Below are 18979 nucleotides of genomic sequence, written 5' to 3'. Positions count from 1 at the left end.
CTGACTTCCGGCGCCCGGCGGGCGATCATCACCCCGCGCGCGCGGCGCCCTTGCCGATATCCACGATCCGCGCCGCCAGCCGTTCGGCCGCCGGAGGCAGCTCGGCGCCGCGGCGGGTGACGAGCCGGTAACACACGGTGCCCAGCTCGGGCACGGGCCGGAGGATCACCCCGCGCGGCGGCGCGCAGACGCCGTTCACCACGGCGACGCCCAGGCCGAGCGCCGCGAACTGGAGCATGAGAGGCCAGCCGTCGGCCTCGATGGGCGGATCGACCTCGTGCCCGAGGCGCGCGATGGCGCGGCCGATGAGATCTCGGTGCGATCGGCCCGCGGGGGGCAGCACGAGGCGCTCGCCCGCGAGATCCGTGAGGCGCAGCGACCGGCGGCGCGCGAGCTGGTGGCGGCGCGGCATCGCCACGCAGAGCGGCGTGCGCAGCACGTCGCGCGCGACGAGCTCGGGCGGCACGAGATCGAGCACGCCCACCGCCAGGTGCGCGTCGCCCGCGCGCACCGCGGCGCACGCCGACGGCGCGCCCAGCGTGAGCAGGCGGAGGCTCGCCCCCTCGGCGGCGAAGCGCGCCAGCGCCGGACCGAGCAGGTAGAGGAAGGCGCCCTCGCCGGCGGCCAGCGTGACCGACTCGCGCTGCGGCTCGCCGCGCAGATCGCGCGCGAAGGCCTCGGCCCGCGCGAGCGCGTCACGGGCGTGCGCGGCGACGCGCAGGCCGCGATCGGTGAGCCGGAGCTGCTTGCCCGAGCGCTCGTAGAGCGGCGCCCCGAGCTCGTCGCCGAGCCGGCGCACCCGCTCGAAGAGCGCCGGCTGCGAGAGCCCCACGCGCCGCGCGGCGTGCGTGAAGTTCAGGGTGTCGGCGAAGGCCGCGAAGGCGCGGAGGAGGTCGCCGTCGAGTATCGGTGCGGCCGATGGCATATCCGATCATCCTAGTCGACGCCGATGGTTCGGTCCCCCAGAACGAGCGTTGAAGGAGGCCGCCATGAACGCTTCGAATCCCGTCGTTCTCAGAGACAGCCACGCCTGGTGGGAGGCCGTGAAGAAGGATCCGGAGGCCCTCGTCGCCTGGCTCCTCGATCAGTACCGCGGCGAGGCCACCGCGGCCGGCCGCATCGAGATGCTGCGCGACGCGTTCGCCGAGCCCGGATCGCGCGCGCACCGGATCCTCGGCGTCATCGCCGGGCAGGAGCGCCGCCACGCCGTCTGGGTGGGCGACCTGCTCGTAGCCCGCGGGATCGAGCCGAAGATCGGCGCGAAGCGCGAGCGTTACTGGAGGGAGACCCTCGATATCGTCCGCGATCTCGAGACCGGGTGCGCGGTGGGCGCGCACTCCGAGCGCATGCGGCTCGAGCGCATCGAGGTCATCGCCGGCGACCCGAAGGCGCCCCCTGACGTGCGCGCCGTGTTCGAGCGCATCCTGCCGGAGGAGCGCTTCCATGCCCGCGCCTTCGCGGAGCTCGCGGGCGCGGAGGCGCTCGCGGCGACGCAGGGCGCGCACGATCTCGGCCGCCGCGCGCTCGGCCTCGCCCCGTGATCGTCGCCGTGGCTCGTTCTCGGCGGCCCCCACCAGCTCGGCGAGCGCGGCTCGTCCGCTCACCGCTGGATCGTGGAGTACGGGCAGCCCCGCTGGATCTCGTCCAGATCGCACGCCTTGGGCGGCTTGCAGTCGAACGACGGCGGGCAGCTCGGGTCCTGCTCGCAGCCGCAGCCGCACTCGTTGGAGACGTAGGTCAGGTCTCCGGTGCAGGCGAAGTCGATGACCGCGCACTCCCTCGCGCTGGTGCTCACATACTGGCGCCACCACTCGCTCGACGGGTCGCAGCCGCAATACCGCTCCGTGCAGGCCACGCCCCCGCCGGCGGTGCAGGTGCAGGTGTTGCAGCCGTCGAGGGAGGGAAAGCTGTCGCCCTGCTCGTACGCCACACCTCCGTAGGTGCAGGCCTCCGGACATCCCCTCTCCGTGCATGCGACACTGCCATCCGCGCCGCACGTGCAGGTGTTGCACCCGTCGGACGCCGGGAACGAGTCGCCGGGCATGTAGCCCAGCCCATCGTAGGTGCAGCCGCCGGTGCACTCCACCAGGGTGCAGGCGACGTCCCCGTTCTCTATGCAGAAGCAGCTGTTGCACCCGTCCCCGGCAGGGAACGACGCGCCCGGCGCGTGGGTGACCCCTCCCCACGTGCAGTCCGAGATGCACGCCATATCGGTGCAGGCGACGTCCCCGTCCTCCGTGCAGGAGCAGCTGTTACACCCATCCTTGGATGGAAATGCGTCGCCGGGACTGTATTCGACACCGTCGTACTCACAGCTCGTCCAGCCGAGCGGTTGGCAGCCCGCGAGCGTGCCAGAAAGCGCGATCGCGAGCGAGAACACGGGGCCGAAGTGAAACCAGGTAGGTCGAAGGTCTGTCATTGGATTCGCTCCTGTGCCAAAGAGTGCCAGGGCCGCGCGTGGGAGGATCCTGAGAAAAGCGCGCGGTTTGATGCGAGACAGCGCTCAAGAAAAGACTGTGCCAGCCACGTCGCGAGGGCCGCGCGTCCTGACACACGCGCGAGCTCGCCGGTGAGAGAAGTGGCTTGTATTATAACGGACGTTTGTCTAATATAACGGATATGGCACCTCCGCGTCCCCTCCGTTCTGACCTGCTCCGCCCCGCGTTGCCTGCGGTCCTCCTTTTGGTCTTGCTGGCGTTGTGCGGCGCGGCGGGCTGCTCGCGCGACGAAGCTTCCCGTGCCTCCGCCGCCGGGCCGGAGAGCGAGTTCGAGACGCTCGAGCTACGCTATCAAGGCAATAACGGCACGGTGTCGCCGATCGAGCTCGCGGAAGATCTCGGTTACCTCGCGCCGATCCGCCTGCGCTTCGTCGGCAGCACGGTGAGCGGCCCGCAGAGCGTGCAGGCCGTGGTCACCGGCGACACCGACTTCGGCGGCGCCTTCAACGGCGCGATCGTCAAGCTGATCGCGGCCAAGGCGCCCATCATCGCCGTCGCGGGCTACTACGGTGTCGACGAGCAACGCCAGAGCGGCTTCTACGTGCTGAACGACAGCCCGCTGCGCACCGCGCGCGATCTGCTGGACAGGACGATCTCCATGAACACGCTCGGCGCTCACAGCGAGTTCATGGTCAAGGAGTTCCTGTCGCGGAGCCAGCTCACGCCGGAGGAAGCCCGGCGCGTCACGCTGCTCGTCGTGCCTCCGGTGAACGGAGAGCAGCTGCTCCGCGAGAAGCAGGTCGACGTGGCGGTGCTCGGCGACATCTACCGCGATCGCGCGCTCGAGCGCGGCGGCATTCGTGCGCTGTTCTCGGACTATGAGCTCTACGGCCAGTTCACCGCGGGCAGCTACGTGATGAAGACCAGCTTCATCAAGGAAAGCCCCAAGACGGCGCGGCGCTTCGTCGAGGCGACGGCCAAGGCCATCGAGTGGGCCCGGAACACCCCGCGCGAGGCGGTGGTCGAGCGCTGCCTCGCGCTGATGAAAAAACGCGGCAGGAACGAGGAGGACTCGGCCATCAAGTTCTGGCGCAGCTACGGCGTCGCCGGCCAGGGCGGCTTGATCACCGAGCGCGATTTCCAAGTCTGGATCGACTGGATGGTCAAAAGCGGCGAGCTCAAGCCAGGTGAGATCGCCCTGAGCCGCGTCTACACGAACGAGCTCAACCCGTACGCGAACGACCGAGCCGCAAAATAGTCAACGCCGATCGTCGAGGGAATGGGGGGCGTGCGTTGCACGCCCTCGGCGCGTCACGCGGCCGTTGCTCAGGACCGTGGCATGGATCGCTGGAGGAAGGCGTCGATCATACGGCGCGCGATGCTCACCTTGGGTGGGAGGTCGGGTAGCTGCTCGCGCGAGAACCAGTCGGCTTCGACGATCTCGTGGCCGTCCGGCGTGAGCGTGCCGCCGGCATACGTGGCCGAGAAGCCGATCATCAGCGAGCGACCGAACGGCCACGGCTGGCTGCCGAAATACTTCAAATCGCGGATCTGGACGCCGACTTCCTCGCTGACCTCGCGCGCAGCCGCTCGTTCGAGCGACTCGCCGATCTCCACGAAGCCCGCCACCGCGCTGAAGCGTCCGGGCGGGAAGCGGGCGCTGCGCGCCAGGAGCACGCGATCCTCGCGCTCCACCAGCACGATCACGGCGGGCGCGATCCGCGGGTGCATGCTCAACCCACAGCTCGGGCAGCGCCGCGTCTGCTCACCGACGCTGGGTTCGCGCCTGTCCGACGCCGCGGCGCCCGGCTCGGTGGCTGTTCCGCAGCGCCCGCAGTAGCGATGCGTCTCGGCGAACTCGACACCAGCGAGCGCGCAGCCCAGGATGTGCAGGGTGGGCTCGGGCAGCTCGGAGAACAGGGAGCGGGCCGACGCGAACGCGAGCTCGGCCGGAAGCTCGACCCCGGGCCGAGCTCGCGCCGCGTACCAGCCGCGATCCTCGAATCTGCCGAGGAATACGGGCGGATCGGCGAACGCCGGAAGGGCATCGCGCCGGCCGAGGAACAGCCCGCCGGCGCGCTCCACCACCACCTCCAGGCCGCGCACGAACACCACGAACTCGTTGTTGGCCGTCATAGCGGAGCGCCAGGGTACTCGGTTCGCCGAGCGCCGTCAGCGCCGCGCGCGACAGCCGGCAGCGGAGCCTCGCGTCGCCTCGTTCGGCCGCTTCGCTTCGAGCTCCTGGCTGCGTCAGGGCAGCGTGCGGGGCTTCCAGAAACCTTCAAGCTTCTCCTCTTTCAGGACTTGATCGAGGAAGCTGCGGTCGACCCAGGGCTCGAAGTCGAACGCCGTCCGGATCAAGCCCAGGCGCTTGGCATCGGCGATGCTCGTCTTGTAGCGAGCGACCACGTACGCGTCCACGAGCGGGCTGTCTCTGTATCGCACCGATTCGCCGGCCCAGTCCTCCTTGAAGGCCGCGAACGGGACGCCGGAGCGCGCCCAGACGCGGTACGCCGCGCTCAGGTCTTTCTCCTGATCCGCGAGCCATTTGGCCGCCAGCACGTACTGCCGCACCACGCGCTTCGTGACGTCGGGGTATTTTCGGATGAACCACTATAACGGATGACGCGGCCGAGCGAAAGTGGATATCGCGCGATGGCGCTCTGGGTTGAGCGACGGTCACCGGTGACGATCTCGCTGGCCGAGCTGCGGCGGAGCTGCTGCTGGAGCAACAGGGCTGGCGATGAGCTGCTCGAATCCGTGCAGCGGCGCAGCAACAGAAGGGCGCTCCAGCGGCTTTAGGAGCACCATTTACCGCGGCAAACAGGAGCTCAGCGTCGCGGCACCTGGATTGCACTCACTGCCATGTGCAGCGCACGCGCCTCGAGCGCATCGAGGTCATCGCCGCCGACCCGGAGGCGCCCCCCGGCGCGCGCGCGGCGTTCGAGCGCGTCCTGCTCGGTGTTCACGCCGGCGCGCGCAGGAGCCGCACACCTCGCCGCGCTCGATCGATGACCCCAAGCGGAGGAGCATCGGCCATGCCTCGAGGGCCATCGGTTGGGCGTCAATGGACCGGGCGTTGCACGCCTCGATACCGACGCGCTGCGCGTTCATCGCAGGTCGGAGACGGTCCATGCGAATTCTCTGGAGAACGTTGCTGATCGCGGCCCTTGGCGCCTCGCTGCCGCTCGCCGGCGTGGCGAGCGCTGCGACGCCCTCCGGCGCGGCGCCTGGGTCCTCGTCCTCCGGGAGCTGGTCTTACGGCTCCAAAGATCTCTTCGGCGCCGCGTACGAGAGCTACGACGACGACCTGAAATACTCGGCGCGCTCCGGTACGGCCCCGATCAGCAACGTATGGTTCACCGGAGCGAGCGGCATCCTGACCGAGGTGTTCTGGCCGACGAACGATACAGCGCAGACGCGGGACAGCCAGCTGCTCGTCACGGCGGCCGGCGGAGGCCTCTTCGAGGAGCGGCGGGACGCACGGCGGCGCGTCCGCTGGATCGAGCGCGGCGTGCCGGCTTTCCGGGTGATCACGGAAGATCCGGGCGGCAGGTTCAGGATCGAGAAGATCGTGTTCGCCGATCCCGATCGCGACGTGGTCCTCCAGCGGCTGACGATCACCCGGAAAGTCGGAGGGCTCAGGTTCTTCGTCCTCCACAACCCCAGCGCGGGGAACACGCCGCTCGGCGACAGCGCCTTGGCGAGCACCGGAGACGCGCCGGGGGCAGGGCTGTTCGCCTGGCAAGGCCCCTTCGCCCAGGCCCTCGTGGCGTCCGTCGCCTGGCGCGACGCCACGGCCGGCTTCTCGGGCACCGAGAGCGACGGCTATCGGGATCTGAAGAGACATCGCACGCTGACCACGCACTACCGCGACGCGAGGGACGGGGACGTCGTGCTGACCGGGGAGCTGGATCTCCCGCTTTCGCCCGGGATCTGCGAGCTCACGCTGGCGCTCGGCTTCGGGAGCGACATCGACGGCGCCTACCGCGCCGCCCAGGCGTCGCTCCACGACGACCCCGACGCGCTCCTCGACAGGTACCGCGCCCAGTGGCGCGCCTACCAGGCGTCCCTCCGCCCGCTCGGGAGCGCTTCGCCCGACCTCGCGCGCCTCTACCGGAGCTCCGTGGCGGTGATGAAGTCCCTCGAGGACAGGGCGCACCCCGGGGCCTTCATCGCGTCGCCGTCCGTGCCCTGGGGCGACGTCAGGCTCGACCGGACGAGCGCGATCTCGCCCAGGACCTCGAGCAGCATCACGGGCGGTTACCACCTCGTATGGCCGCGCGATCTCAGCCAGATGGCGCTCGCGTTGCTCGCCTCGGGCGACACGCGCTCGCCCGTGGCCGCGGTACGGTTCCTGAAAAGTATCCAGCTCTCCGCCTCGGAAGGCACCTGGGATTTCGGCGCTCTCCATGTCTCGAAGGAGGGTTCATTTTACCAGAACACCTGGTCTAACGGAGAACCGTACTGGAGAGGCCTGGAGCTCGATCAGGTCGCGCAGCCGATCGACCTCTGTTATCACGTGGTCGAGCAGCGGCTCGTCGCTGCCGGCGCGTGCTGGGATCTCGCGCGCCGCGCCGCCGATTTCCTCGTCGCCTTCGGCCCCTGGACGCCGCTCGATCGATGGGAGGAGGTCTCGGGCGTCTCGCCGTCGACCCTGGCCTTCGTCTGCGCCGCGCTCGTCCATGCCGCGGAGATCGCGGGCGCGATGGGTGACGCCGAGCGCGAGGCCCGGTACAGCGAGACGGCCGAGCGCTGGGCCCGGCAGATCGACGGCTGGACGTTCACCACCCGGGGGACCACCGGCCATGGGCGGTATTTCGAGCGCGTCGACGGGACCGGCAGCCCGGACGCCCCGAGGGACCCGGACGACGATCGACGTTACACCTTGCGGGGGCGCTCGTGGCTGGAGCGCGAGGTCGTCGATTGCGGCTTCCTCAGGCTTGCCGTCCTCGGCGTGCGCCCGGCGCTCGCGCCGAGCATCGCCGATTCGCTGGCGGCCTGCGACGCCGCGCTGCGCGTCGAGGTCCCGGGGGTCGGCCCCGGATTCTATCGCTATGTCGGCGATGGGTATGGCTTCGATCCGCGCACGGGCGGGCGGACGGGGGGCATGTTATGGCCGATGCTCACGGGCGAGAGAGCCGAGTTCGAGCTGGCGAAGGTGCTCGAGATGTCCAGCTCGCCGGCGGCGGCGCGCAAGAGGATGCGCCCCTACCTCGACGCGATGGGGCGCTTCGCGACCGCGTCCCAGATGCTGCCGGAGCAGGTCTTCGCTCGCGGGCCCCGCGCCGGCCAGCCGACCGGCTCGGCGGCGCCCCTCGGGTGGGCGCACGCCGAGTTCGTCCTGGCCCTGCGCCAGTACGACGACGCGACGCTCTTCCGCCTGCCGATGCGCAGCGCCGGAGGCGATTGACGGCCTAGACAGGGTTCTCGCCGCGGATCACCTGCCGCACGGTCAGGACGACGACGCGGCCGGCGTCGCGCTCCTCCGCGAGCCAGTCGAGGAGGGTGGAGAAGTCCTGTCGGGAGATGCTGTACTCGCCGCAGGGGTCACACACATGGTGGAAGATGAGCTGTATCCATCCGCCGTCCTTCTGCGCGCGGCGGATGAGCGCCTGAATCGCGGGGACGCGCTGACTGCGGTGGAGGGAGCCGGGCGCGCGGGTGGCCATCGGGTCGCGCGGAGGGATGGACTCCGCCGGCGGGCACACGATGCATGAGGGGAACACGAGCCCGCCCGCCCTCCTTCCGCTGTCGTAACCGCAGGAGCGGACCAGCTCGGTGCTGACGCTGTCGTGAGCGCCCCAGGGGTACGCGAAGTCGCTCACGGCGAAGCCCAGCGCGAGGAGAGCGCGGCGATCCTCGCAGATCTGCCGGCGCTGCTCGCTGGCCCGGAGCCCGGGCAGCCGCACGTGATCGATGGTGTGGCCGCCGATCTCGTGGCCGTCGGACGCGAGCGCGCGGAGCTGCGCGACCGTCAGGTGGCCGGGGTGGTCGAGTCGACCGCTGTTCACGAAGAACGTGGCATGCATCCTGTGCTCGGCGAGGAGGGAGCGCACGGAGAACTGATCCGCCAGCCCGTCGTCGAACTCGATGGACACGACAAGGGGGCCCGGGGGACGTCCCGTCAGGAGGACCGGGGCGAGGAGGACGGCGGCAAGGCACACCACGACGCACGCCAGCACCGCCTGCTGTCGGCGCGCCGCGAGGCGCCGCTCACAGCCACTCTCGGTGCGCAGGATCTCCACGGAACACATCCCCGTATCATCGACCGTGCCGCTGCCTCCGGCGCCCGTCCGACGAGGCCAGCGCAACCTGCGCCTTCCGGGAACGCGTGGAGATGATTCCGGGACGGCGAGCGGCCGCGGCGCCGCGTGTCGAGGCATAGGCCGGTATGCCCATGCCGCGAGCCAGCGGCCTCGGATATGACAGCCACCTGCATCGGGCGATGCGAGGATGGACGGCGATCCTGGAGCGGAGAGCCGGCGCTGCCTCGGGCTCCCAAGGACGTGGCCTGATCACCGGATAGTGGTTTTGATACCACCGGACAAAGGTGCTGACAATGATGTACGGACGAACGAGTCTATCGAAGCAAATTCTGGTGTTGGGGGCGCTCGGCGTTTCCCTCTGGGGCTGCGGCGACAGCGGCGACGGGACCACGAGCGCAGGCGGCGCCGGCGGCGGCGCTGCCGAGGGCGCAAGCACGAGCGGCACCTCCAGCAGCAGCGCTGGGACCGCGTCGGGGGGCACGACGAGCTCGGCCACCGGCAACAGCACCAGCGGCGACACCACCGGCAGCAACACCACGGGCAGCAACACCACCGGCGGTGACGGCGGCGGCGGGAGCGGCGCCGGCGCGAGCGGCGCGGGCGGGGACGCGGCGGGCGGGAGCGGCGCAGGGGAAGCGGCCAGCAGCAGCAGCACGGGCGGCGGGGCCGTCACCTGCCCGTCGCCCGCGCTGAGGGCCGGCGACACGAACAAGACGATCACGGTCGGCTCTGGGAACCGCAGCTATGTCTTGCATGTCCCCGCCGCGTACGACGGCAGCAAGCCGGTGCCTCTCGTGGTGGACCTCCACCCTCTCGGCGGCTCTGGCCCGTCGGAGCGATCGGGCTCACCGTATCCGGCGCAGACCGACCCGGAGGGGGTGATCATGGCCTTCCCGTCAGGGCAGTCCGGCCCGTCGGGCGGCGCCTGGAACGTGGGGCCCTGCTGCGTGAAGAACACCGACGACGTGGCCTTCGTCAAGGCGATGGTGGCCGAGATCCAGGAGACCGCCTGCATCGACCCGAAGCGCATCTACGCGGTCGGCTTCTCGATGGGAGGCGGCATGTCCCACTACCTCGCTTGCCACGCGGCCGACGTGTTCGCCGCCGTGGCGCCCGCCGCCTTCGATCTCCTCAAGGAGAACGTCGACGACTGCAAGCCGTCGCGCCCCATCACCGTGATCTCGTTCCGGAGCACCTCGGATCCGATCGTGCCCTATGCCGGTGGATATTCTTCGGTGGTGCAAGGCATGCCCATCACGTTCCTCGGCGCGAAATCGACCCTCGAGCAGTGGGGCAAGATCAATAAATGCACGGGCTCGCCATCGGCCGAAAACGCCCAGGGCTGCTCTACCTTCTCGAACTGTGAGGGCGGCGTCGAGGTGGCTCTTTGCACGAAACAGGGGGGAAGCCACGAGCCCGGCAACGCCTCCGTCGGCTGGCCCGTCCTGAAGCGGCACGTCATGCCGTAGCCCCCTCGTGACGCACGCTCTACGCGCTCAATGCGGCGCGTTACTCCATCCGCGTGCGCGGCGTCCTCGCTCCACACCTTCCTCCTCCCACCTGGCTCGACGCTCGAGCAACTCCGCCGAGATCCGGATCCAACCCCCTGCATGATGCAATGGCGCTGCGCCGTTCGCGGCGCGGTCTCTCGATCTGCAGCGCCATCGGAAGGATCTGCTCCTGATGTGTGCAACTCGCCGTGACCGGCGTGCGCACGACGAGCGCACGACGAGCGCACTCGCGCGTTGATGGTTGGCGCCTTGATCAACCAACCTGGCGAGTGATACTTTGGGAGCCTGCCTCCGGTGCGGCCTCGCCGTCCGATGGCGGGCGCCGACGAGCTTTCCATGAAGGTCAGCGGAACCACAATCCTGACGCGGAAGACCTTGGTGAGCCGGAGCTTCGGCTCGGAGGCGTGGCGCGGTCTCTTTCGTGACGTGGCGCTGAGCAACCCGTGGTTCAGGCAGCCGATCACGGCGACCAGCCTGGTTCCGCTGCCCGAGTTCCTCACGTTTCACGACGAGCTCGTGCGGCGCTTCTATCCGGACCGCAAGGACGCGCTCTTCGACCTCGGGGTCGAGTCGGCGCGCTGGGCGCTCGTCGACGGTCCCCTGAAGCACTTCGTCCGAGATCCGAAGATCACCTCGCTGGTCGAGGCCATTCCGAACCTCTGGCACCGTTACTTTGCCGAGACCGACAGCCGCTCCGAGGCGGCGCTCCGCGACGCTGGCGTCGAATTTCGAGTCCGCGACCTACCGGCCTGGCACCCCTATTTCGAGCATTTTGTGATCGGTTACACAAAGGAGCTGCTGGAGCTCTATTGCGCCAACCCGATCTGGACGCATCGCGTCACGGGGGGACGCGGCACGACGTACGGCTATCTTCTCGCCACCGATCCCGTTCCGATCGCTCCTCCGAGCGGCGACGGCGCCGGCGGCGAGCGCGGTGGGCCCGTCCGGTCACGCAGGGCGCTCACGGCGCGGGAGCTGGAGGTGCTGCGGCTCGTCGGGGTCGGCAAGACCAACCGCGAAATCGCCCTCGTCCTTCGCATCTCGGAGAAGACCGTGCAGCATCACGTCGCCCACGCCTACGACAAGCTCGGCATCTACAGCCGCGCCGGCGCGACGCTGTGGCTGGGCGAGCGGGGGCTCCTCGGCTGAACGGCGGCGAGGGCGCACGCTGCTGGCCAGCGTGCGCGCGGCGCGACGGGCGGTCTCCGGGAGGGCAGGCGCCTCACGGTCGCCAGGCGTGCGGCGGCGCGACGCTATGGAGCGGAGAAGGTGGGATATCCAGCGTCGCATTGCCTCATAGCTCGCCTCGCGATCGATGAGCGTGAGAGGGCCGCACAGGCCACACCACGGCTCGCCGCGGCGGACCTGCTGTTCTGCGTCCCCCCCCGCGCCGTCGACTCGACAGCTCCCGCCGCCCTCCCGTGTCGATGTCGACCTGCGTCGCTGACCTCGGGGAGCGGAGGGGCCTGCGCGATCGTCGCGAGAGGGCGCGCGGCGCGCCTGCTCCGCCCTCCACCTCAGTAGAAATATCCACAAATCATAGGTGGAAAAATGCATTGCGATCGATGTGAAAAAATCCATCACGGTTCGGGCCGATCGGGCCGATGACGGCATGCCGAGCGCTTCGGGCGCAAGGTTTCGTCACGCAGTAGATGCAAAATTGACATATGATTGTCCCGAAACGCGAGCTGAGGAGCGATCGATGAACTTCAGGATTCTTGGTTACCTGTTGCCTTTTGCCACGTTGGCAGCCGCGCCCCTCGTGGGTTGCGGCTCGTCCGACGACCCCGGTGCGACAGGGCCGGGCACCGGCGGGAGCAGCAGCACCGGAGGGCAGGGCGCGGGCGGGGACGGCGCAGGTGGAGACGGCGCAGGTGGAGACGGCGAGGCGGGCGGCATCCCCACGGAGCCACCGGACTACACGGCCGCGTTCCCGCAGGACAGGGTGCCCCGCATCGACATCACCGTCGCGCCCGAGCAATGGCAGCAGATGGTCGATGACATGACGGACATGATCGGTGAGTTCGGCACTCAGTCCGGGGTGTTCGCGCCGCCGCCGGAGTGGGTCGAAGCCTGCAACGGGCTCGTGGCCGGCGACGACTGCACGGTCGACCTCTTCGGGACCGAGACCGCGGGGACGTGCACGGAGCTCGTCGGCGGCCTGACCTGCCAGCCGAAGCCGCAGGACCCCGAGGATTTCGTGCCGCCGCAGGACTGGATGGACGCCTGCGAAGGGCTCGCCGCGGACGCCGGCTGCATGATCGACCTCTTCGGGACCGAGACCGCGGGGACGTGCACCGACATCAAGGGCGAGCTGGCCTGCATGCCGGCCGGGCCGGGCGCCGGAGATCCCGGGCTCATCAGCAGCGTCGAGCTGCTCCCGCGCACGCCGCTCTACGTCGAGTGCGACGTCGCCACCGAGGATCGGCAGTGGAAGCACGTCGGCATCCGCTTCAAGGGCAACTCGAGCCTGCTCCTGCCCTGGGGGCAGGGCAACTGGAAGCTGCCGCTGCGGCTCAACTTCGACCGATTCGAGGACGCGTATCCCGAGACGAAGAATCAGCGCTTCTACGGGTTCGACTCGCTGGCCTTCGCCAGCGGGTACCTGGATCCCTCGCTCCTGCGCGAGAAGATCGGCACCGACATCTTCGCCAAGGCGGGGATCCCGGCGCCCGCGACCGCCTTTTATCGGATCTTCATCGACCACGGGGAAGGGCCGGTCTATTTCGGGCTGTACACCGGCATCGAGCTCCCGTCGGACGAGTCGTTCCTCGACACCCATTTCGGCGGCCACAAGGGCAACCTCTACAAGCCCGACGGCACCGGCGCGCGGTGGGAGACGTGGGATCCCGACACCATCGTCAAGGAGAACAACGAGGACGACACAGAGCTTTCGGACGCGCGGGCGCTGTTCGACGCGCTGCACGCCGACCGGACCGACGCCGCCGCCTGGCGCGCGGGGCTCGAGGCGCACCTCGACGTCGACGGCTTCCTGCACTGGTTCGCGCTGAACGCGGTGATCGAGGACTGGGACGTGTACGGCCGCCTGCCGCACAACTACTATCTCTACTCGGACCCGAACAAGGAGGGGCAGTTCGCGTGGATCCCCTGGGATCACACGTTCGCGTTCACGGACCCCGACAGCCCGGGCGCGAGCGTCGGGCTGAAGGCGATGCCCCTCGATATGTCCGATGTGACCGAGCAATGGCCGCTCGTCCGCTACCTGCTCGACGATCCGGTCTATCTCGAGGTCTACCGCGGCTACGTGGCGCAGGCCGCGGCCGAGGAGTACGAGGCGGCCGCTGCAGAGGCGTGGTTCAAGGCGGCGCACGACCTGATCGCGCCGTACGTCGTCGGGCCCGACGGCGAGATCGAGGGGCACACGCACCTCGCGAAGCCGGAGGACTTCGATAACGGCCTCGCCACGCTGATCGCCCACGCCAAGGGGCGTCAAGCGGACGTGGCCGCGTACCTCGGGCAGTGAGGGTCGGGTGAGCTCGGCGCGCGGGCGCGGCTCACCCGGCGGTCGCCTCGCGCACCGGGGCGCTCGCCTCCGCGCCGCGCCCGTCGAGCCTCCGGAACTCCCGGCCGACGAGGATGAACACGAGCACGAAGAGCGCGATGTCGACCGCGGCGTTCCCCCAGAACACCCCGCTCACCCCGACGACCTTGGGCAGGAGCCACATCATGGGGATGTAGAGCACCACCTGCCTCAGCAGGGCGAGCCCGCTCGCGAGGTTCGCCCGCTCCACGGAGGGGAAGAACACGAGCGCCATGAAGATCCACGGCATTGCGGGCAGGGCGAGGACATAGATCCGGAAGTCGAGCAGCTGCTGCGCGGTGAAGTCGAACCCCGGTAGCATCGAGCCGAGGACGGCCCCCGGGGCCAGCATCATCGAGAGCCAGAACGGCAGGACCAGCACGAGCCCGGCGAGCGCGAAGTGGTTGAAGGCCCGCTTCACCCTGCCGTAGCGCCGCGCCCCGTAGCTGATCCCCTCCACGGGCTGCAAGGCCCGCATCAGGCCGAACAGCGGCGTCATCATGAACAGGAAGATGCGGTTGCAGGCGGCGAAGAAGGCGACGTCGTGCTCCGTTCCGTGGCTCGACACGGCGCCGTAGACCACGACGTTCTGGACGACGTTCATGACCGACACGATCATCGCCGGCGTGCCAAGGGAGATGATCTGCCGCCGGATCGACGGGTCGACGCGGATCGTGCGCCAGGCGGTGTCGAACGAGGCGCGGCCCCTGGCGTAGTACAGGAGCCCGACGGCCGAGTAGACGAACATGGACGCGTTGGTGGCCCAGGCCGCGCCCTGCACGCCCCAGCCGAACGTGTGGATGAACAGCGGCTTCAAGGCGACGTCGACGAGCAAGCCGAGGGAGATCATCCAGGCCGCCGTCCTCATCTTGCCTTCGCCGCGAACGGTCATGTTCACCGCGAGGCCGTGCACCCAGAACAGCGAGCCCAGCGCCGTCGCCTGGAAGTACGCGGTGCCGTAGGCGAGGATCTCCCCGCTGCCGCCCATCATGCGCAGCAGCGGCTCTGCGAACCAATAGGTGAGCACGGCGCAAGGCAAGCTGACGAGGAGCGATAGCCCGTTCACGCTCCCCAGGAGGCCGTGGAGCTTTCCCCGGTCGTCCGCGCCCAGGTAGATGCTCAGCGCCGTTCCGGCGCCGGTCCCGATCAGGCTGCCCAGCCCGAGCGTGATCTGCGACAGTGGATAGGCGATCCCCACGCCGGCCAGGGCGCTCTCGTTCATCAGCTGGCCCACGAACACGGCGTCCAGGAAAGCGTTGAGCCCATACAGGACCATGGCCAGCACGGCCGGCCACGAGAGCTGCCACATCACGGCCTTCAGGTCGCCGTCGAGGATGAACTGCTTGTGGGCGTCTCTATCGCTCATCGCTTTTCGTCCTTCATGTGCCGCTTCCTCTGCCCCGGGAGCGGACGTCGAAGCTGCTCGACATGCTCCAGGAGCGCCCAGAACACCGCGATCTCCGCCGGGGAGAGCGCCGGGATCCCGCCGGGGTCGGCGACCATCCGGAGCAGCGTTACCACGACCGCCGCCGACAGGCGAGCTCGTGGCGTGAAGCGGTGTCGCTGGCGGCGCAGCGCGGTGCCCCGCCGTTCATGGCCACCAGCACGATTACGTGACGCCCGTAGTCGTCGTTCCAGTGAATGCATCCCCGCTGGCGCGCACGAGCATGAATGCATCCCCGCTGGCGCGCACGAGCAAAACATTGGCTTCTGGAAGGAAGCGCGCCATCGCCGATCTTCGCATCTTCTCCCTCGTCTCCGGGGCAGGACGCCCCGCGATGCCATCGAGAGAGGAACCCCCATGTCGAAGCTCGTCCGCGCCGTCGCCGTCGCCTCGTTCACCGCCCTCGCCGCCTGCGCCTCGGACGCCGCGGGCCCGGGTGTGCCTGCGGAGGGCCCCGCTGCCGCGCCGGCGGCGAAGCTCGCCGCGTTCACGTCGGACGCCTCCGGGTTCGATACGCGCTCGTATTACTACGACACCGGGCGCGAGGTGGTCGTGTTCGACGCCCAGTTCACGGGCGCGTTCGCCAGGAGCGCCATCGCGCAGATCCGCCGGGAGACCCAGAGCCCGATCGCGTACGTCGTGCTGACGCACCCGAATCCGGACAAGTTCAACGGCGCCTCCGAGTTCCAGATGATCGGCGCGAAGGTCGTCGCGAGCCGCGCGACCGCGGGCGCGATCGACGAGGTCCACGCCTACAAGAAGGCCTATTTCATCGGCGCGGGCATGTTCACCGAGGAGACGTACCCGCCGAAGGCCACCGTCGACATCACGTTCGAGGGCACGTACGCGCTCCCGCTGCAGGCCGGCGCGGTCGAGCTGCGTGAGCTCGAGCACGCCGGTATCTCGACGACGCAGACCGTCGCGATCGTCCCCTCGGCCGGGGCGCTGGTGGTCGGCGATCTCGTGCACCACAAGGCGCACGCGTGGCTCGAAGGCGGCATTCGCAACGGCAAGCCCTCGCCGGATCTCACCTCGTGGCGCGCGGCGCTCGACGAGCTGCTGGAGCTCGACGGGCTCACCGTCTACGGCGGCCGGGGGCAGACCGCGCCGGTGCGCGCCGCGGTGGACGAGCAGAAGGCGTACCTCACGGCGATGGAATCCCTCGTCGAGCGCTACGTCGCCTCGCTCGGCGCGCAGAAGAGCGAGCTCGCGGGGCCCGAGGCGGCGAGCCACCACAAGAAGCTCGCCGCCCTCGCGACCGCCGAGTTCCCCGAGTACGACCTCGCGTACATGATCGAGTATGGCGTCTATGGGCTCGCGAACGCGATCGCGAGCAGGTGAGGGCCTCCGCGCGGCCGCCCGGGCGCTCGCGCGCTCGGCGCCGCTTCACTCCTCGGGGGCCTGATTCGCCTGCGCGCGGGCGCGGTAGTCCTTCGGCCGCTCGCCCGTGAAGGCCGCGAACGCGCGGGTGAACGCCCCCAGGCTGTCGAACCCGACCGCGATCGCGACGTCCGTGACGCGGGCGCCGCTCACGACCAGCAGATCCATCGCGCGCAGCATCCGGGCGGTGCTCAGGTACTCGGTCCACGTCGTCCGCGCCTCCTCGACGAAACGCCGCGACAGCGTGCGCGTCGAGGTGCGCGCCGCGCGCGCGGCGTCATCGAGCGTCGGGCGCTCGCCGAGGTGCTCGCGCGCGAACCGCATCGCGCGATCGAGCTCGGGGGAGCGCGCGACCGGCAGCTTGAACGGGAGCGGCTCGGCGACCCATTCGCGGCAGAGCGCCCCGAGCGTCTTGAAGAAGAGCGTCGCGGTCTCGTCGCGGCCGCCGTGGTCTGGCCCCCAGCGCATCGCGTGGAGGATCATCTCGCGCGCGAGCGGCGTCACCGCGAAGACGCGGCAGTCGACGCGCTCCTCGCCCTGGGCGTCGCCGGAAGGCAGCGGCGCCCGGGTGAGCCGCGGCGAGAGGTACACCGTCCGCAGCGCGACGGGCCCCGCGGCGTGCGCGCGGTGCATGGCGTGGGCCGCGATGAACGCCGCGCGGTGCGGCGGCAGGATCCAGTGGGCGCTGCCGACCTCGAGGTGCAGGACGCCCGCGCCCGCATAGAGCAGCTGGTGCTTGCGGTGCGCGTGCACGTCGCCGCGGAACGGCTGCACATCGTCGGCGAGCGCGAACGCGGGCAGGTCGACCGCATCCACGTCGACCGGCGCGCGCGGCTCGGAGCGCGAGGGCCCTGGCGCAGGCGAGCCGGCGAGGAGCGGGAGGTTCCTGGGAGAGGGCACGCGTCAGCGCGCAGCCATGCCGGGAAAACCCGCCGAGTGCACGGTGCGGGTCCCCTCGATCCCCTTCAGGTCGACGTGCGAGGCGCGCGGCGGGGTCCAGCCCTCGGTGGTGAGCAGGTCGACGAGCCCGGCGTCGGCGGCGAGCGGCGCAGAGACGGTGAGCTCGCCGCCCGCCGAGACGCCGAGCAGGCGCGCCGCCGTGTTCACGGTGCGGCCGAAGTAGTCGAGGCGCTGGTTCAGGTTGACGAGCAACGCCGGGCCGCGGTGCATGCCCGCCCGGAGCACCAGGCGCTCGCCCGCGGGCCGGCCGGCGTTGTGGCCGAGCATGCCGCGCATGGCTTCGCTCAGCGCCGTCACCGCGGACCGCTCGTCGAGGAACGTGGCCATGACCGCGTCGCCGATGGTCTTGACCACCGCGCCGCCCTGAGCCTCGACGGCGCCAATCACGATATCGAAGTGATCGCGCACCAGGTTGTACGCGGGGGCGTCGCCGATCCGCTCGTACAGCCGCGTGGAACCGCATAGATCGGTGAAGACGACGAAGACCGCTCGGACCGTCAGCCGCTCACGCGCGGACAGGACCATGTCGCCGAAGTAGCGCCGGTACTCCGGCACGTGGAGCAGCTCGAGCCCGCTGAGCCGCCGCGGCAGGCTGGCCGGATCGAGCTCGTCCTTCAGGACATCGTGATGAACGATGAAGCCGCACTGCGGCCAGCCAACGTTGGTGAGCGCGATCTGGAGGGGGCCGGGGCGCACCGAGAGATCCTTCACGTCATAGTGGGGCCCCGCGAGCTGCGATATCGCGACAGCCTGCACCTCGTCCGTGGGCTCACCCTCGACGCGGAGGATGCCCTTGGCGCGGGTCAAGGGGCAGAAGTAGCGGTAGCGGCCAGGGGTGAGCACCTCGGTCGCCGCTGCGGTCTCGCCGAGCGCGGCGGTCATGCCATAGCGGGGCTGGAGCGCCGACGGCGGCGGGCAAGCGGGGGGGAAGCCGAGGTCCTCGATGGACCGGCCGAGCGAGAACGTCACCTCGACGCGCTCCGAGATGTCGACGTCGAAGGAGTGCTCGCACATCGGGCAGAACGAGACGGCGGCGGCCGCGGCGAGGTCGTCGATCACGTCGGCCAGCATGTTGCAATGGCCACAGTGGACGTCCCAGTGCATGTCGAAGAGGCCAATCTGGGTGCCGTGCAGCAGGACGCGGATGACCGCGTGCGGGGCGAGCGCGGTGTCCGCCGCGATCACGTGGGGGTTGATACGGTAGCGGCGGATGAGCGGCGCGTCGTGGAGCCACCGCTCGACCGCATCGATCTCGCCCGCGCTCGCGAGGTGCTGCTGCCGGAGCCGCTCGCACAGGCTCTTCAGGCGGTGGGTATCCATGGCGGCTCCCCGAGCATGCGCATGTCTCGCAGGCGGCGGGAAGTGCCATGTGCGTGCCCGGCCGCGCCGCCCCCCCACGTTCCCACGGATGCTCCTTGCCGGTCCGGGGTCGAAGA

17 protein-coding genes are annotated in these 18979 nt (G+C 69.9%); 7 read left to right on the top strand and 10 right to left on the bottom strand.

Annotation, left to right across the window (positions count from 1 at the left end):
- Positions 1-28: 28 nt before the first annotated feature.
- Positions 29-925: a LysR family transcriptional regulator gene (locus tag WME90_RS21230; RefSeq protein ID WP_437282986.1), complete on the bottom strand. Its 897-nt coding sequence runs from the start codon at positions 923-925 to the stop codon at positions 29-31.
- Between the two features lie 64 nt (positions 926-989).
- Here WME90_RS21230 and WME90_RS21225 point away from each other — a divergent pair, with 64 nt between their 5' ends.
- Positions 990-1541, top strand: a complete 552-nt coding sequence (locus WME90_RS21225) for a ferritin-like domain-containing protein (protein WP_437282985.1) — start codon at positions 990-992, stop codon at positions 1539-1541.
- 59 nt (positions 1542-1600) lie between these two features.
- Here the strand turns inward: WME90_RS21225 and WME90_RS21220 are convergent, their stop codons facing one another.
- Positions 1601-2419, bottom strand: a complete 819-nt coding sequence (locus WME90_RS21220) for a hypothetical protein (protein WP_437282984.1) — start codon at positions 2417-2419, stop codon at positions 1601-1603.
- Positions 2420-2619: 200 nt separating this feature from the next.
- Here WME90_RS21220 and WME90_RS21215 point away from each other — a divergent pair, with 200 nt between their 5' ends.
- Positions 2620-3696, top strand: coding sequence for an ABC transporter substrate-binding protein (locus WME90_RS21215; RefSeq protein WP_437283634.1), 1077 nt, complete (start codon positions 2620-2622; stop codon positions 3694-3696).
- A 68-nt stretch (positions 3697-3764) separates the two neighbouring features.
- Here WME90_RS21215 and nudC read toward each other — a convergent pair whose 3' ends face one another.
- The 3 genes from nudC to WME90_RS21200 form a co-directional block, all read right to left on the bottom strand.
- Positions 3765-4574 carry an NAD(+) diphosphatase gene (gene nudC, locus WME90_RS21210; RefSeq protein ID WP_437282983.1) on the bottom strand — a complete coding sequence of 270 codons (810 nt, stop codon included), beginning with the start codon at positions 4572-4574 and terminating at the stop codon, positions 3765-3767.
- Between the two features lie 114 nt (positions 4575-4688).
- Positions 4689-5012: a hypothetical protein gene (locus WME90_RS21205; RefSeq protein WP_437282982.1), complete on the bottom strand. Its 324-nt coding sequence runs from the start codon at positions 5010-5012 to the stop codon at positions 4689-4691.
- Positions 5013-5269: 257 nt separating this feature from the next.
- Positions 5270-5407 (bottom strand): hypothetical protein, encoded by a 138-nt coding sequence (locus tag WME90_RS21200; RefSeq protein WP_437282981.1) that lies wholly within the window; start codon positions 5405-5407, stop codon positions 5270-5272.
- Positions 5408-5571: 164 nt separating this feature from the next.
- On the opposite strand from WME90_RS21200, the gene WME90_RS21195 reads away from it, so the two are divergent.
- Positions 5572-7851, top strand: coding sequence for a glycoside hydrolase family 15 protein (locus WME90_RS21195; protein WP_437282980.1), 2280 nt, complete (start codon positions 5572-5574; stop codon positions 7849-7851).
- Between the two features lie 4 nt (positions 7852-7855).
- Here WME90_RS21195 and WME90_RS21190 read toward each other — a convergent pair whose 3' ends face one another.
- Positions 7856-8695: a polysaccharide deacetylase family protein gene (locus WME90_RS21190; RefSeq protein ID WP_437282979.1), complete on the bottom strand. Its 840-nt coding sequence runs from the start codon at positions 8693-8695 to the stop codon at positions 7856-7858.
- A 305-nt stretch (positions 8696-9000) separates the two neighbouring features.
- Here WME90_RS21190 and WME90_RS21185 point away from each other — a divergent pair, with 305 nt between their 5' ends.
- The 3 genes from WME90_RS21185 (at position 9001) to WME90_RS21175 (ending at position 13702) form a co-directional block, all read left to right on the top strand.
- On the top strand, positions 9001-10176 hold the full coding sequence (locus WME90_RS21185) for an alpha/beta hydrolase family esterase (protein ID WP_437282978.1): 1176 nt from the start codon (positions 9001-9003) through the stop codon (positions 10174-10176).
- A 378-nt stretch (positions 10177-10554) separates the two neighbouring features.
- The gene (locus WME90_RS21180; protein ID WP_437282977.1) at positions 10555-11367 is read left to right on the top strand and encodes a response regulator transcription factor; all 813 of its coding nucleotides are present in this window, start codon (positions 10555-10557) and stop codon (positions 11365-11367) included.
- A gap of 553 nt (positions 11368-11920) precedes the next feature.
- Complete coding sequence (locus tag WME90_RS21175; protein ID WP_437282976.1) at positions 11921-13702, top strand: CotH kinase family protein; 1782 nt, start codon at positions 11921-11923, stop codon at positions 13700-13702.
- A 31-nt stretch (positions 13703-13733) separates the two neighbouring features.
- Here the strand turns inward: WME90_RS21175 and WME90_RS21170 are convergent, their stop codons facing one another.
- Together WME90_RS21170 and WME90_RS21165 are read right to left on the bottom strand one after the other, a co-directional pair.
- The gene (locus WME90_RS21170) at positions 13734-15125 is read right to left on the bottom strand and encodes an MATE family efflux transporter (RefSeq protein ID WP_437282975.1); all 1392 of its coding nucleotides are present in this window, start codon (positions 15123-15125) and stop codon (positions 13734-13736) included.
- Positions 15122-15280, bottom strand: coding sequence for a hypothetical protein (locus WME90_RS21165; protein ID WP_437282974.1), 159 nt, complete (start codon positions 15278-15280; stop codon positions 15122-15124). The genes WME90_RS21170 and WME90_RS21165 overlap by 4 nt, the downstream gene beginning before the upstream one ends.
- A 280-nt stretch (positions 15281-15560) precedes the next feature.
- Between WME90_RS21165 and WME90_RS21160 the strand changes: the two genes are divergently transcribed.
- Complete coding sequence (locus tag WME90_RS21160; RefSeq protein WP_437282973.1) at positions 15561-16544, top strand: MBL fold metallo-hydrolase; 984 nt, start codon at positions 15561-15563, stop codon at positions 16542-16544.
- A gap of 45 nt (positions 16545-16589) precedes the next feature.
- Here the strand turns inward: WME90_RS21160 and WME90_RS21155 are convergent, their stop codons facing one another.
- Both WME90_RS21155 and WME90_RS21150 read right to left on the bottom strand, forming a co-directional pair.
- A complete protein-coding gene (locus WME90_RS21155; protein WP_437282972.1) occupies positions 16590-17483 on the bottom strand; it encodes a helix-turn-helix domain-containing protein in 894 nt (297 codons plus the stop codon).
- A 3-nt stretch (positions 17484-17486) separates the two neighbouring features.
- A complete protein-coding gene (locus tag WME90_RS21150; RefSeq protein WP_437282971.1) occupies positions 17487-18863 on the bottom strand; it encodes a DUF5939 domain-containing protein in 1377 nt (458 codons plus the stop codon).
- Positions 18864-18979 lie beyond the last annotated feature (116 nt).

The organism is Sorangium sp. So ce375 (genome assembly GCF_051473855.1).
Taxonomy (GTDB): Bacteria; Myxococcota_A; Polyangia; order Polyangiales; family Polyangiaceae; genus Sorangium.
This window is presented reverse-complemented; position numbering and strand designations above follow the sequence as displayed.

Excerpts from the sequence above, each read along its gene's own strand:
- WME90_RS21230 (WP_437282986.1), bottom strand. The coding sequence starts at position 925 with ATGCCATCGGCCGCACCGATACTCGACGGCGACCTCCTCCGCGCCTTC.
- WME90_RS21225 (WP_437282985.1), top strand. The coding sequence starts at position 990 with ATGAACGCTTCGAATCCCGTCGTTCTCAGAGACAGCCACGCCTGGTGG.
- WME90_RS21220 (WP_437282984.1), bottom strand. The coding sequence starts at position 2,419 with ATGACAGACCTTCGACCTACCTGGTTTCACTTCGGCCCCGTGTTCTCG.
- WME90_RS21215 (WP_437283634.1), top strand. The coding sequence starts at position 2,620 with ATGGCACCTCCGCGTCCCCTCCGTTCTGACCTGCTCCGCCCCGCGTTG.
- nudC (WP_437282983.1), bottom strand. The coding sequence starts at position 4,574 with ATGACGGCCAACAACGAGTTCGTGGTGTTCGTGCGCGGCCTGGAGGTG.
- WME90_RS21195 (WP_437282980.1), top strand. The coding sequence starts at position 5,572 with ATGCGAATTCTCTGGAGAACGTTGCTGATCGCGGCCCTTGGCGCCTCG.
- WME90_RS21190 (WP_437282979.1), bottom strand. The coding sequence starts at position 8,695 with ATGTGTTCCGTGGAGATCCTGCGCACCGAGAGTGGCTGTGAGCGGCGC.
- WME90_RS21185 (WP_437282978.1), top strand. The coding sequence starts at position 9,001 with ATGATGTACGGACGAACGAGTCTATCGAAGCAAATTCTGGTGTTGGGG.
- WME90_RS21180 (WP_437282977.1), top strand. The coding sequence starts at position 10,555 with ATGAAGGTCAGCGGAACCACAATCCTGACGCGGAAGACCTTGGTGAGC.
- WME90_RS21175 (WP_437282976.1), top strand. The coding sequence starts at position 11,921 with ATGAACTTCAGGATTCTTGGTTACCTGTTGCCTTTTGCCACGTTGGCA.
- WME90_RS21170 (WP_437282975.1), bottom strand. The coding sequence starts at position 15,125 with ATGAGCGATAGAGACGCCCACAAGCAGTTCATCCTCGACGGCGACCTG.
- WME90_RS21160 (WP_437282973.1), top strand. The coding sequence starts at position 15,561 with ATGTCGAAGCTCGTCCGCGCCGTCGCCGTCGCCTCGTTCACCGCCCTC.
- WME90_RS21150 (WP_437282971.1), bottom strand. The coding sequence starts at position 18,863 with ATGGATACCCACCGCCTGAAGAGCCTGTGCGAGCGGCTCCGGCAGCAG.